Source organism: Pantoea sp. ICBG 828, from assembly GCF_002928355.1.
In the GTDB taxonomy this organism is placed as follows: domain Bacteria; phylum Pseudomonadota; class Gammaproteobacteria; order Enterobacterales; family Enterobacteriaceae; genus Pantoea; species Pantoea dispersa.
On sequence record NZ_POWN01000001.1, the window covers coordinates 592,031 to 604,513 of the forward strand.

12 protein-coding genes and 3 tRNA genes are annotated in these 12,483 nt (G+C 59.3%); 4 read left to right on the forward strand and 11 right to left on the reverse strand.

Annotated features, from left to right (window positions below; genetic code table 11):
• Positions 1 to 2 precede the first annotated feature (2 nt).
• The 7 genes from C1Y43_RS02845 to C1Y43_RS02875 all read right to left on the reverse strand — a co-directional run bounded on the left by C1Y43_RS02845 (position 3) and on the right by C1Y43_RS02875 (position 6,918).
• Complete coding sequence (locus C1Y43_RS02845) at positions 3 to 803, reverse strand: 1-acyl-sn-glycerol-3-phosphate acyltransferase (protein ID WP_104186915.1); 801 nt, start codon at positions 801 to 803, stop codon at positions 3 to 5.
• Positions 793 to 1,524, reverse strand: coding sequence for a beta-ketoacyl synthase chain length factor (locus C1Y43_RS02850; protein WP_104186917.1), 732 nt, complete (start codon positions 1,522 to 1,524; stop codon positions 793 to 795). The genes C1Y43_RS02845 and C1Y43_RS02850 overlap by 11 nt, the downstream gene beginning before the upstream one ends.
• Positions 1,525 to 1,717: 193 nt before the next feature.
• Complete coding sequence (locus C1Y43_RS02855) at positions 1,718 to 2,107, reverse strand: hypothetical protein (protein ID WP_369974295.1); 390 nt, start codon at positions 2,105 to 2,107, stop codon at positions 1,718 to 1,720.
• Positions 2,108 to 2,343: 236 nt separating this feature from the next.
• Positions 2,344 to 3,714 carry an efflux transporter outer membrane subunit gene (locus tag C1Y43_RS02860; protein WP_104186920.1) on the reverse strand — a complete coding sequence of 457 codons (1,371 nt, stop codon included), beginning with the start codon at positions 3,712 to 3,714 and terminating at the stop codon, positions 2,344 to 2,346.
• The gene (locus C1Y43_RS02865; RefSeq protein ID WP_104186921.1) at positions 3,711 to 4,802 is read right to left on the reverse strand and encodes an HlyD family secretion protein; all 1,092 of its coding nucleotides are present in this window, start codon (positions 4,800 to 4,802) and stop codon (positions 3,711 to 3,713) included. The genes C1Y43_RS02860 and C1Y43_RS02865 overlap by 4 nt, the downstream gene beginning before the upstream one ends.
• Positions 4,799 to 6,484 (reverse strand): MFS transporter, encoded by a 1,686-nt coding sequence (locus tag C1Y43_RS02870; protein ID WP_104186923.1) that lies wholly within the window; start codon positions 6,482 to 6,484, stop codon positions 4,799 to 4,801. Before C1Y43_RS02870 ends, C1Y43_RS02865 begins: the two co-directional genes overlap by 4 nt.
• Before the next feature lie 2 nt (positions 6,485 to 6,486).
• Positions 6,487 to 6,918 carry a MarR family winged helix-turn-helix transcriptional regulator gene (locus tag C1Y43_RS02875; RefSeq protein ID WP_058769594.1) on the reverse strand — a complete coding sequence of 144 codons (432 nt, stop codon included), beginning with the start codon at positions 6,916 to 6,918 and terminating at the stop codon, positions 6,487 to 6,489.
• A 478-nt stretch (positions 6,919 to 7,396) separates the two neighbouring features.
• Here C1Y43_RS02875 and C1Y43_RS02880 point away from each other — a divergent pair, with 478 nt between their 5' ends.
• Positions 7,397 to 7,654 carry a biofilm/acid-resistance regulator YmgB/AriR gene (locus C1Y43_RS02880; RefSeq protein WP_021508271.1) on the forward strand — a complete coding sequence of 86 codons (258 nt, stop codon included), beginning with the start codon at positions 7,397 to 7,399 and terminating at the stop codon, positions 7,652 to 7,654.
• Positions 7,655 to 7,805: 151 nt separating this feature from the next.
• Positions 7,806 to 9,305 (forward strand): SulP family inorganic anion transporter, encoded by a 1,500-nt coding sequence (locus C1Y43_RS02885; RefSeq protein WP_104186925.1) that lies wholly within the window; start codon positions 7,806 to 7,808, stop codon positions 9,303 to 9,305.
• A 41-nt stretch (positions 9,306 to 9,346) separates the two neighbouring features.
• Here the strand turns inward: C1Y43_RS02885 and rclA are convergent, their stop codons facing one another.
• Positions 9,347 to 10,672, reverse strand: coding sequence for a reactive chlorine resistance oxidoreductase RclA (rclA, locus tag C1Y43_RS02890; RefSeq protein ID WP_104186927.1), 1,326 nt, complete (start codon positions 10,670 to 10,672; stop codon positions 9,347 to 9,349).
• 138 nt (positions 10,673 to 10,810) lie between these two features.
• Between rclA and C1Y43_RS02895 the strand changes: the two genes are divergently transcribed.
• A complete protein-coding gene (locus C1Y43_RS02895; protein ID WP_104186929.1) occupies positions 10,811 to 11,674 on the forward strand; it encodes a helix-turn-helix domain-containing protein in 864 nt (287 codons plus the stop codon).
• A 110-nt stretch (positions 11,675 to 11,784) separates the two neighbouring features.
• Positions 11,785 to 11,955 carry a hypothetical protein gene (locus tag C1Y43_RS23890; RefSeq protein WP_058769590.1) on the forward strand — a complete coding sequence of 57 codons (171 nt, stop codon included), beginning with the start codon at positions 11,785 to 11,787 and terminating at the stop codon, positions 11,953 to 11,955.
• Positions 11,956 to 12,067: 112 nt separating this feature from the next.
• Here C1Y43_RS23890 and C1Y43_RS02900 read toward each other — a convergent pair.
• The 3 genes from C1Y43_RS02900 to C1Y43_RS02910 form a co-directional block, all read right to left on the reverse strand.
• A tRNA-Leu gene (locus tag C1Y43_RS02900) sits at positions 12,068 to 12,153 on the reverse strand.
• Between the two features lie 11 nt (positions 12,154 to 12,164).
• Positions 12,165 to 12,238, reverse strand: a tRNA-Cys gene (locus C1Y43_RS02905).
• A 43-nt stretch (positions 12,239 to 12,281) separates the two neighbouring features.
• Positions 12,282 to 12,357, reverse strand: a tRNA-Gly gene (locus C1Y43_RS02910).
• Between the last annotated feature and the right edge of the window lie 126 nt (positions 12,358 to 12,483).

Below are 12,483 nucleotides of genomic sequence, written 5' to 3' on the forward strand. Positions count from 1 at the left end.
ACTTACTTTGTCTCTTCAGGCACCAGCGCCTGTTGCAGATAACGCGTCAAACGGCGCGCGGCCAGCGGCTGCGCATCCTCATCCGCTTCGTGAAAGGCGTGGCTGGCAATACGCGATTGTACGCGTACCGTAAAAACCGGTTTAACCAGCGGAATCTGATACCAGCGGCTTTGCTTGTCGAGCATACGCTGGGTACAGGTGATATGAATCACGCGCAGATCGCATCCGGCGCGCACCGCAATATTTGCCGCACCGCGCTGCAGTTGCAGCGGCTGGCCGTAGCGGGTGCGCGTCCCTTCGGGGAAAATCAGAATGGTATCGCCGCGTGCCAGCCGCTGCTGGCTATCCGGCAGTAGCGTCTCCGCCTCGCTGTTAATCAGGTAATCGGCTGATTTAATAACGCCGCGGAAGAAAATGTTGTGCTGCAGGTCGGCCTTCACCAGGCAATCCATCTCGGGTAACAGCGAGGCGATCATCACGTAATCGATCAGCGACGGATGGTTAGCGACAATCAGGCAGCCGCGATCCTGACGCAGCGCTTCTGCGCCCAGCATCTGATAGTCATACACGCCGACAAAACGGCAGAAGCGCAGAAAGCAGCGAAAGCTCCACGCAATGCTGCGGCGCGCGATCTGCCGCCGGCGCAGACCGTCACGCTGAATCAGCAGCAGCAGGTTGAACCAGATCAGCGACAGCAACAGACCGCCAATGCTGAACAGGCTAAAGCAAAGCGCGGTCATCACCAGCCGCCAGTAATAGTAGCCACCGCGCCGCTGGCGCATCGGCATAGCGTTATCCGCCATGAGCACGCTCCCAGCGCCACTGATGACGCTCGCCGGCCAGGGTGAAATCCGCCGTTTCGCTCAGCATCGCATGCAGAAACTGCAGGCTCTGCGGCAGCGCATCGGGCTGAGCGCGGGCGGCGGTCGCCGTACAGCGCCACGCTTCGCCGGCGCGCAGCAGCAGCGCAACCGCGTAGGGTGCATTAAAGGTATCGATCTCCGGCAGCCACGGACGGTAGTAGTCGGGCACCAGCCCGTCAAAATCCACCAGCAGCACCTGCTGGTAACCGGCCTGATGCAGCGTGGTAACCTCAAGCAGGCCCTGCTGGAAGCTGTCGATGCCAGCAGAAATTGACGATGACACCAATGGCTGACGTGCGGCGATGGTCAGGCTGCCGACCGCCGAGTTGTGCACGGACATCGCGAAGTCGGTGGGGGATAGCGGCTGGCCGTCCGCGAGCGTACGCAGAATACGCAGATTGCGTTCCAGTTCGCCATGGCGGCTGGTAAATACCACGGCGTCAACCGACTGTCGGGCCAGCAGCGCAAGGCCGCACTCAACGGCGGCACGGCTGCCGGGGCTGAGACGACGGGCAGTCATCATCGGTAAAAACTGAGGTTTGGCGATAGCCAGGCAGGCATCCAGTACCGGCGCGTGTTGCGCCCAGCGCTGCCAGTCGTCGGCGCTGCTGTGGCCCGGCGCGATGGCATGCCAGTCAACAAGGGAGTAAGCGAGTTTCATACCTGCATTCTTTCTTCAGCCTCAGGGATGGTCAGATTTTCGCTGCGCGGCATCCCTTCCCTGCTCTCTATTCCAGTCATCCGCCTCACGCGGATGTCGCCGAGTTCTCAGGCGGACATCGGGTCCGCCTGTTTCTATTTCGGCAGCGTGCCGGCTAACTTTACGATTAACTGTTAGCGGCGCGCGTGATGACTTATTTTACCGCCTGCACCGCCAGACGGGTCTGGATGCCCTGGTTCAGGTTCTGAATCCAGCGGTTGTAGTTACGGTGAATCTGGCCACTGCCTGCTTTCAGATTGGTGCTGCTGACGTAATCAATGCGGTAGCTGTTAGCAGTGTAGGTGATACGGATATTCGCCGTGTGGCCGCGTTCTGCCAGCAGACCATTCATCACGCCCGGACCCGCCGGTGAGATCACCCAGTGATTGGCCGCGCCAGCTTCCACAATAGCGCGCTGCATCTGCTGATCGCTGTAGCTCTGTGCGACCGTCTGGCTGACGTTCTGGATCGGTGCCGTGCGCGATGCACAGCCGGTGATTAATACCGCTGCAACCAACAGTACCAGCGTGGCTTTTTTATTCATCATTTCCTTTTCTTCCCCTGTCATGGCAAGCCGCGCAACCACGCGGCCGTGCAGGCAATAACCCCTGCATAGTTCCGTTCAGACTGTGTAAAGCGCCGCGGATAATACCACTAATTGTAAAGACAAGTAAAAAAAAGCATGAACCACTTAAGTTCGGGCTGGTGCTGTTGTGAAAGCGGGGTGAACGGGCTTTAGACGTCATTTATGACCGCAGCCAGGCGGCTGCGGCGTGATGATCAACCCTGCCAGCCGCCACCAAGTGCGCGGTAGAGATCGATTTGCGCCAGCAGCAGCGTGTTTTTCACCGCCACAATATTCAGCTGGGTGCTGAACAGCGTGCGCTGCGCATCAAGCTCATCGAGATAGGACGCATAGCCATTCTGATAACGGTTGCGCGCAATCCGCCACGCCTCGGCAACGTAGCGTTCCTGCGCCTGCAGTTCCGTCAGCTGCTGCTGGCTGCGCGTGATGGCATCCAGTGCGTTATCCACCTCGGCAAAGGCGTTGCGCACCACCCTTTCGTAGCCGTACAGCGCCTGGTTGCGCGACGCCATCGCCACATCCACCTGCGCGGTCAGGGCTTCGCGGTTGAGCAGCGGTGCCAGCACGCTGCCGCCGATGCTCCACAGGCGGAACGGATTATCCAGCAGATCGTGTAGCTGGCTGCTCTGCAGCGTGCCGGACGCCGTCAGGTTGAGCGATGGCAGCAGCTGTGCCTGTGCCGCCGCCAGCGACGCATCGCTCGCCAGTAGCAGGCGCTGCGCCTGGACAATGTCAGGCCGGCGATTCAGCAGCTGCGACGGCAGCAGCGCCGGCAGTGCGTGGGGTCGCAGCTGGTCGAACTGGCTGCTGCGCGCGATCTGGCGCGGATTCATGCCGACCAGAATGCTGAGCGCGTTCTCCTGCTGGGCGATCTGATGCTGCAGCTGAGGAATTTGCGCTTTCGCCGTCTGATACTCCGACGCCGCCTGCATCCATTCCAGCCGCGAGGTATAGCCGGTTTCGAACTGACGCTGCGCCAGGTTCAGCGAGTTCTGCCGCGTTTCCAGCGTGGCCTTGGTGACGCGCAGCTGCTCGTCGAGCGCGCACAGGCTGAGGTAACCGGACGCGACCGAACTGGCCACCGTCAATTCAGCCGCCGAGGCCGCCGCGCGCTGCGCCGCCAGCGTGGCTTCTGCCGCGCGAATGCTGTTGCTGCGGCTGCCCCATAAATCGACCTCATAATTGGCCTGCAGCAGTCCCTGAAATACTGCACTTTCGTACGGCTGGCCGGTTGCCGCCGACAGCGCACGCTGATGGGTTGCCGCCACGCCCGCCGACAGCGTCGGGAAATTATCGCCCTGCGCAGCGCGCAGCTCGGCGCGATACTGATCGACGCGCGACCGGGCAATGAGAATATCGCTGTTGTGCTGCAGCGCCTGGTTCACCAGCCAGTTGAGGCGATCATCACCAAAGCTGCGCCACCACTGCGCTTCCGGCGCGGCGGCGGGCCCGACCTGCTGGCGCCAGCCGGGCGGAATCGGCAGCGACGACGGGGCCTGCTCCACTTCGCGGGCGCAGCCGGTCAGCAGCAGCGCGATGAGCACCGCGAGTAACGGCCGCTTCATAACGCATCCCGGTGTGGTTCGGCGGCGGTATCAATGTCGACTTCCACCGACATCCCCGGCCGCAGCTGCTGCAGTTCATCACCAAGAATTTTGATGCGCACCGGGATACGCTGGGCGATTTTCACGAAGTTACCGGTGGCGTTATCTGGCGAGATAGCGCTGAACTCAGATCCGGCGGCGGGCGAGATAAACTCAACGCGGCCGTCAAAGCGCTTGCCGTCCAGCGCATCAACGCGGATCGACACCGGCAGGCCGGGGCGCACGCGCGCCAGCTGGGTTTCCTTCAGGTTGGCGATCACCCATTTATTATCCGGCACCACCGAGGTCAGCCGCGTGCCGGCAGTAACGTAGGTGCCTTTGCGCACCGACAGCTGACCGAGCTGGCCGCTGTCCGGCGCGATAATGCGCGTATTGTCCAGATCGATATTGGCCAGCTCCAGTGCCGCCTGCGCGCTGGCTACGTCGCCGGCCAGCGCCGCGCGGTTGACGATGGTGGTTTGCAGATTCTGCTGCGAGACCGCCACCTGCGCCGCCGCCTGGCGCAGCTGGGCCTGAGCCTGCGCATTGGCTGCGCGCGCGGCGTCACGCTCGCGTACCGACAGCGAGCCATCCGCCGCCAGATTTTCCACCCGCTTCAAATCCAGACTGCTTTTCAGCGCCTGCGCTTTGGCATTCTCCAGCGCGGCTTTATTGCTGGCGATAGTGGCCTCCGCACTCTTCTGCTGCTGCTGGTTGTTATTATGCGCGGCAATCTTCATCGCCAGCTGTGCCTGCGCCTGATGCACGCGCTGGCGATAGATACGATCGTCAATGGTCATCAGCAGCTGTCCTTTGCGCACCGGCTGCAAATCAACTACCTCAACGTTCGTCAGGTAGCCGCTGACCTGCGGGCTAATAAAGGTCACCTGGCCGCGCACATAGGCGTTTTCCGTTGACTGGATAGTGCTGGTAAAGGGCCATAGCTGCCAGGCGTATAAAATCACCAGCACGCCCACGATGGCGATACCGCTCCCGGCGGCGATAGAGAGAATGCGTCGGCGGTTGGTGCGCTCGCGCTCCGCAGCCTGTAGATCGTCCTGTTGACTCATGGGGTCTCCGTTCGGTTTGCTGGCGCAGCCTGCTGCTGTTGCTCAGTCAGATTATGTCGCGCCTGGCGCCAGTTAAGATAACGCAGCCGCGTCAGGCGCCACAGCACCCACATCAGCGTTATCATTGCCAGCGCGGCGGTCAGTAAATAGGTATCGTTATAAGCCAGCACGTTGGCCTGCAGCGTGGCCACGGTTTGCAGCTGACTGCTGCTCTGCGCGCTGAGCAGGCCGCTGTCCGCCAGCTGGCTGCGAAACAGCGCGCTGTACTGGCTGAGGCGATCCACCACATTGGGATCGAGCAGCGACAGCTGATCGCCCAGCAGGCTGGAGTGATATTTTTCACGCCACGTCTGGAAGGTGCCGAGAATGGCGGAGCCAATCAGCCCGCCAAGATTCTGGCTCATGCCAAACAGCACGACAAAACTCACCAGATTTTTCGGCTGAGTCACCACGCCGCCGATGCCAAGCAGCATCGCTGGCCCAAGGAAAAAAGCACTGCTGAAACCGAGCAGAAACTGGCTGAAGTAGAGATTGCTGGCGCGCGTTACCGGGCTGGATTGCGCATCCATCAGCGAGGCGACAATCATTACGGCCAGCGAGACCACGATTGGCCAGCTCAGATGGTTGGGTTTGATGGTCAGCGCGCTGGCAATCATGCCGCAGATCACGCCCGCAATGATCGCCAGCGCCAGCCCGCGCATCTGATCGTTGAGCAGGCCCAGCTGCTGCAGAAAGCCCACCGCGCCGGTATTCTGCTCGGCCAGCACGATGCGCATCATGATCATCACGATGCCGAGCCGCACGATCATGCCATTGCTCAGCCAGCGGGTGTTAATCAGCGGGTTAGCGCGGTTATGCTCCAGCACCACCGCCGCGACAATCAGCACCAGCGCCAGCGCCAGACAGACACCAAGCCAGGGTGTGCTGAACCACCACTCAATGCGCCCGAGTGACAGCACGCCACACAATAACGCCATGCCCGGTGCCAGCAGCATAAAGGTGACGAAATCGAGCTTTTCGAACGCTTTGATACGGTCGCCCGGCGGCAGCTTGACCACCAGCACGCAGCCCAGCGCAATCATCGCCAGGCCCAGCTCAAACAGATAGAGGCCGCGCCACTCCTCCAGCTGCAGCAGCTCGCTGGAGAACAGCCGCGCCAGCGGAATCGCCAGCTGTGAGGCGGTGATACCAATCACCAGCGCTTTGAGACGGTGCTTCGCCGGCCAGGCCTGGATCTGATAATAGATGCCCAGCGAGCTGAGCGCCGCGCCCACCATGCCGTGTGCGGTACGCACGATAATCGCCGAGCTGAGATCGTTAGCGAGGATGTGAAAAAACGCCACGATGACGTACAGCACCAGAAAAGCTTCGGTAAACAGCCGCAGACCAAACTGCTGGCGGAACTTCACCAGCAACAGATTAATGGAGATATTGCCCATCACGTAGACCGCCGGCAGCCAGGCGATTTCGTTGCTGTACGCGGCGAAGGTGCCCTGCAGATTGGTGAGGTTGGCGGTCACCAGCGCATTACTCAGCGCGCCGGTAATGGAGATCAGCAGGCCGATCAGACCAAACGCGATGCGTTTCGATGGCGCATGCAGCGGTGTCGAGGGCGATCCCGGCAGCATCGGCTTTTCGTGCGGCAGCCATTCGCGAGGCGCATACGGGTTACGTTTCGCCACGGCTATACGTTTCCTAAGCGTTCAAGCAGCTGCTGCAACACGTTTTCGGTCACTGCCAGCGCGGCGGGATCGATATCGGCCAGCAGCTGGGCGCGCAGCGCATCCGCTTGCGTTTTCACCGTAGCGAACGCCTCGCCGCCCTGCTCGGTTAACACCAGCAGGCGCTTGCGACGATCTTCCTTTGGCTGCACCCGTGCCAGCAGCTGCTGTTTCACCAGCCGATCGACCAGCGGCACTACACTGGCTTCCTCCAGCCCCAATAGCTGTGCCAGCGCCTTTTGCGTCGGCGGTTCACTGGCGGTCGCCACGCTGGCAATTGCCAGCCAGCTACTCATACTCAAACCGCTCTCTTTCAGGCGGCGATCAACCGCCAGCCGCCACGCATGGGCAGTAAGATGCAACAGACGGGAGAACGGTTGTGGATGGTCAGTCAAAGCGTAGCGGCCTAATGGTTAGAGTTCTAACTAAATGGGAAGGTTATTATAAGCTAAGCGACGTGCGAATGAAAAGTTTGCTTACATCAGCAAATTTAGTCGTGCTGCGTGCAGATTACCAGTTTCACTTAAGTCGCGGAAAGGCCCGGTCAGGTCGTGTGTACAGCTTGCCTGTATAACTTTTTTCGGCAAAATACTCTATAATATTGAGTAAATTAGCCTGATAAGCACGAAATGCACAAGCCGCCGCTTGTACAGATTAGGGGTTACTGTATAACTTTAGCCGCCATGAATCGGTTAACGATTCGGTAACGAATGATGCAGTTGCGTCGCCTCTGAAGGTGTTGTGGATTTCCACCTTCAGAGGTGTCTTTTTGTGTTGGGTGGTGAGTCAGGTTTTTCGCGCCTGTCCGCGCGGAAATATTTCATCCTGGTTGTGCTGGCCGCTGGGCCATCAGCCAATCTTAAGGGCTTACACATGCAAAATGCCGTCAATAGCAGCGATGCCATCGCTGACAATTTCAAACAGGCCGTTAACAGTGAAACCAATGAGATGGAAGTCTTAGGCCATCTGATTGCTGAAATCCTGCACAGCGGTATGCCGGTGACCAATAAGGCCATTATTGCCGCCCTGATTGGCCGGCTGGAGCAGGAAGCCGATGTCGTCCAGCTGGATGTCTACCGTCACCTGCTGGAACTGGTGGTTCACCAGACCCCGGATGATTTTTCGCTGTAGCCGCAGCGGATTCCAGGGATGGAATCAACCTTATCGCCCCGTTTTACTGGCGCCTCGCGTCATCCCCCGGTAACATCGCCAGCGTTAACTTTTCCATTAAATATTGCTATGCCGTGACGGCATGCGCATCCAATAAAAGAGCCTGCAACAGATGAGTCAAACTGCCGATCGCCCCGCTGCCACAGCGAGCGACATCACGGTCGCACGTGTGCTGCGTTCCCCCTCTCTTTTCACCCGCGAGTGCCTGGCCGGGGTGATTACCGCCCTGGCGCTGATACCGGAAGTGATTTCGTTTTCCGTGATTGCCGGCGTCGACCCTAAAGTCAGCCTTGTCGCTTCGGTGGTGCTGTGCCTGACGCTGTCGATTCTGGGAGGACGGCCAGCAATGGTCACCGCGGCGGCCGGTTCCGTCGCGCTGGTGATCGGACCAATGGTGCACGCGCATGGCGTGGAGTACATTCTGCCGGCAGTGATCCTCGGCGGTATGATTCAAATCATTTTCGGCCTTGCCGGGCTGTCGCGCATGATGCGCTATATTCCGCGCTCGGTGATGATCGGCTTCGTTAACGCGCTGGGTATACTGATTTTCTTTGCGCAGGTGCCGCACGTCTGGGGCCAGTCCGGCCTGGTGTGGCTGCTGTTCGCCGCCACGCTGGCCATCGTGCTGCTGCTGCCCAAAGTGCTTAAAAGCGTGCCTTCGCCGCTGGTGGCTATCGTGGCTGTCACCGCTGTCGCGCTGCTGCTGGGCTATCGCGTGCCCAACGTCGGCGATGAAGGGCCAATGCGCGCCGGCCTGCCGGATTTCAATACCCTACTGGTGCCGCTTAATCTGCACACGCTGCAGATTGTCTGGCCCACCGCGCTGTCGGTCGCCTTCGTCGGCCTGATGGAATCCCTGCTGACCGCCAAACTGGTGGATGACATGACCGATACGCCTTCCGGCAAGCGGCGTGAATCCTGGGCGCTGGGCGTCGGCAATATTCTGGCAGGGTTTTACGGCGGTATCGCCGGCTGCGCGATGATCGGCCAGACCATTGTCAACGTTGAGCTGGGCAAGGCGCGTACCCGGGTGTCCACCGTGGCCGCAGCGCTGGTGCTGCTGTTGCTGGTCACCGGTCTGAGCCAGATCATGGCGCAGATTCCGATGGTGGTGCTGGCGGGCATTATGATGGTGGTCGCGGTAAAAACCGTGAACTGGCACAGCCTGCAGCCGGCCACGCTGAAACGCATGCCGTGGTCGGAAACGCTGGTGATGGTGCTGACCGTCGCCGTCACGGTGTGGACCGGTAACCTCGCGCTTGGCGTGCTGGTGGGCGTGATGCTGGCCATGATGCTGTTTGCCCGCCGCATCGCTCACGTGATCCATGCCGAACGTCAGCTGAGTGACGATGGCGAGCAGGTGCACTACACGGTACGTGGCCCGCTGTTTTTCGCCAGCAGCAACGATCTGTTTGAGCATTTTGACTACAGCCACGATCCGCAGCGCGTCACCATCGATTTGACCCACGCGCAGATTTGGGATGCCTCCAGCGTGGCGGCGCTCGACGCCATTGAGTACCGCTACCAGCGGCACGGCGCCAGCGTCACCTTCACCGGCCTGGATAACCGCAGCAGCGATTTCCGCGATCGCCTCAGCGGCAATCTCGGCTAGATGTGCGATAGGGACGCCCGGTGCGGGCGTCCTGTTCGGCATTATTTTACCAGGGCAAACAGATCATTGAGCGATTCGCTCATGGTTGGGTGGGTAAAAATCTGGTCACGCAGCACGCTATACGGCAGCCCGGCATCCATTACCGTTTTCACGATGTTAATGACTTCATGCGAGTCCGCTGCCAGCAGCGCCACGCCGAGAATCTGCTGGCTGCCATTATCAACCACGGCTTTGAGCATGCCACGGGTATCGTCAACAACGCGCGCACGCGGAATCGCGGCGACCGGCAGTGTCACCACCTGAATATCCCGCCCCTGCGCGCGCGCCTGCGCTTCAGTCAAACCAATGCGTGATAACACAGGCGTCATAAACACGGAATATGGGATGTTAACGCGGTCTTCGGTGGTGCGCGTACCCTTACCCAGCAACTGATCGTAAACGATGCGGAAATCATCAAGCGAAATATAAGTAAACTGTGGTCCGCCGGTCACATCGCCCAGCGCCCAGATATGATCCACGGAAGTTTTAAGCTGTTTATCGACGCGCACCGCACCGCGCGCATCGGTCACCACTCCCGCGTTTTCCAGTTTCAGTGCCTTCGTCGCCGGGCGACGGCCCGTGGCGACCAGCAGCACATCGACTTCACGATCGCCCTGTGCGGTATGCAGCGTCACGCTGTCGTGACCGCTGGTCACACGCTGTAATGCAGTGTTGAGCTCGATCTTAACGCCCTGCTCCTGCAGGATCCCGGCTATCGCCGCACTGATATCATCATCTTCCCGCGCCAGAAATTGCGGTGCACTTTCAAACAACGTCACTTCGCTGCCAAAACCGGCAAACATGGAAGCAAACTCAACGCCAATATAACCGCCGCCGAGGATCCCCAGCCGCTGCGGCAGTTGCGTTAAATTCAGGATACCGCTGCTGTCAACCACGCGCGGTCCGGCAACTAAGCCTTCCAGTGCGGGAAACACCGCTTCGGCACCGCTATTGATAAAAATACGCTCAGCATGAATCTGGCTGACCTGCTGCGAAGAGGTGATTTTCAGCGTGTGGGCATCCACAAATTCCGCCTCACCATCAATGATATCGACCTGCGCAATGGCGGCCAGGTTGAGGTAATTCTTCTCACGCAACAATTCCACTACTGCAGCTTTGCGCTGCATGGCATCGCTGAAACTGGCATGATGTTGCACATCGTGTACCAGTGCTTTCGTTGGGATACAGCCAACATTGATGCAGGTGCCACCATACATTACGCGGGATTTTTCGATGATCGCGACACGCCATCCGGCGCGCCCCAGTGCCGCCGCCAGCGTTTTACCTGCTTTACCAAATCCGATGATTGCTGCCTGATAATGGTTCATGATGTTCTCCATAAGCGTCAAAAATAGTCATCACCCAAAGCTTACGGTTTGCTGCCGCGCCGTATTTCGCCGCAACGCTGGTATTTTTGTCTTTGCGTCTGAATCAAGCGGGCAGTTCAGGGAAAAGGGAAAAAACAAATGGATCCATTGAGTCAACTGCTGCTGCTGCATAACCCGCAGGGCAGCATAGATAAGAACTGCGTGCTGAGTGGTGAGTGGCAACTGCCGCACAGCGCCGGGCACCTGTGCGCAGTGCGCTGGCATACGGTCACAGGTGGCCCGGTCATGCTGGATATGCCCGTCACTGCGGGTGTCAAACTCCCTGCTGGCAGCGTCATATTTCTGCCGCAAAACGCCGCGCATCGTATTTATCAGCGCCATACGCAGCCAACCCAACTGGTATGCGGCCTGCTGGAACTGCCCGCGTCGGCGCATGCTTTCCTCACCGCCCTGCCCGAAGTGCTAATGCTGGCACCCGCCCCCACAAGCAGCGATGGGCGCTGGCTGGCTGCGGTGCTGCCGTTCATCACCCAGAGTACTGACGCACTGCCAGCTGCTGGTGATGCCGCACTTCGCAGCCAGCAGATTGGCAGCCTGTTCACACTGGCGGTGCGTCATGGGCTTTCAACTCACGCAGCGCAACCTGGCTTACTCTCCCTCGCTCTGCATCCACGGCTTGGTCCTTTAATCACCCAGCTGTGCGCCGCGCCGGAAAGACCGTGGACGGTAGAAGCCATGGCTCAGCAAGTGTTTATGTCCCGCGCCTCATTCGCGCTGCTGTTCCGCCAGCTCAGCGCTACCACGCCGCTGGCCGTGCTCACCTCCCTTCGTCTGCAACTGGCCGCTCAGCGACTGGCGCGCGAAACAGCCCCGTTAATCAACATCGCTCTGGCCGTCGGCTACGCCAGCGAATCATCCTTTCACAAAGCGTTTGTCCGTGAGTTTGGCTGCACACCGGGAGAATACCGACGTCGTGTTGAAACGCTGGCGCAGGACTGCTAAGAGTAAGGAAGAAAACTGTACGCGCTTCGCTTGCGTAAAGGCGGATTCGTGGCTTTGCTTATTTCTCAGTGCGTTAACGATTACGCGGTTCGTAACAGGAGGAGAGCAAGATGAGTGGTTTGATGAAAGCAGCCTTAGCGGCACTGACATTGGTTACCCTGGCCGGCTGTATGCAACACAGCGATGCGGTGGGCAGTGACGGACGTCCACATGCGCCCAGCAAGCAGTCAGTACCTGGCGCCAGCGAAGGCGAAGGCCCGGTCGGCCAGCCACAGGATTGAGATTAATGGGACAGACGTTATGTCCCGTTTTTATTTTTCAGGCACAAAAAAACCGCCCTTGGGCGGTCACGACATTGCTACTTATTGCTTTGATTTTATTCGGTATTAAATATGGTGCCCGGGGCGGGACTTGAACCCGCACGACCATAAGCCGAGGGATTTTAAATCCCTTGTGTCTACCGATTTCACCACCCGGGCAGGGTGTAAACTGGAGGCGCGTCCCGGAGTCGAACCGAGGTGGACGGATTTGCAATCCGCTGCATGGCCACTCTGCCAACGCGCCTTTTAATCTGAGGTGCAAGCCGTCTGCGACGTATTGCAATATCTGGAGCGGGAAACGAGACTCGAACTCGCGACCCCGACCTTGGCAAGGTCGTGCTCTACCAACTGAGCTATTCCCGCATTTGCTTATGCTTCACCGAACTTGCTGATTTTACTCAGCTTCTTGCAGCCTTGCTGCCGTTCGATGCGATGCATTCTACTTATCTGACGCAACGAGTCAATAGAATTATCCACACACTGCGTCCG

Bases quoted from the DNA above. Each gene is read 5' to 3' on its own strand.
- rclA (WP_104186927.1), bottom strand. From the start codon at position 10,672: ATGAACCATTATCAGGCAGCAATCATCGGATTTGGTAAAGCAGGTAAA.
- C1Y43_RS02865 (WP_104186921.1), bottom strand. From the start codon at position 4,802: ATGAGTCAACAGGACGATCTACAGGCTGCGGAGCGCGAGCGCACCAAC.
- C1Y43_RS02850 (WP_104186917.1), bottom strand. From the start codon at position 1,524: ATGAAACTCGCTTACTCCCTTGTTGACTGGCATGCCATCGCGCCGGGC.
- C1Y43_RS02880 (WP_021508271.1), top strand. From the start codon at position 7,397: ATGCAAAATGCCGTCAATAGCAGCGATGCCATCGCTGACAATTTCAAA.
- C1Y43_RS02895 (WP_104186929.1), top strand. From the start codon at position 10,811: ATGGATCCATTGAGTCAACTGCTGCTGCTGCATAACCCGCAGGGCAGC.
- C1Y43_RS02885 (WP_104186925.1), top strand. From the start codon at position 7,806: ATGAGTCAAACTGCCGATCGCCCCGCTGCCACAGCGAGCGACATCACG.
- C1Y43_RS02860 (WP_104186920.1), bottom strand. From the start codon at position 3,714: ATGAAGCGGCCGTTACTCGCGGTGCTCATCGCGCTGCTGCTGACCGGC.
- C1Y43_RS02845 (WP_104186915.1), bottom strand. From the start codon at position 803: ATGGCGGATAACGCTATGCCGATGCGCCAGCGGCGCGGTGGCTACTAT.
- C1Y43_RS23890 (WP_058769590.1), top strand. From the start codon at position 11,785: ATGAGTGGTTTGATGAAAGCAGCCTTAGCGGCACTGACATTGGTTACC.
- C1Y43_RS02855 (WP_369974295.1), bottom strand. From the start codon at position 2,107: ATGAATAAAAAAGCCACGCTGGTACTGTTGGTTGCAGCGGTATTAATC.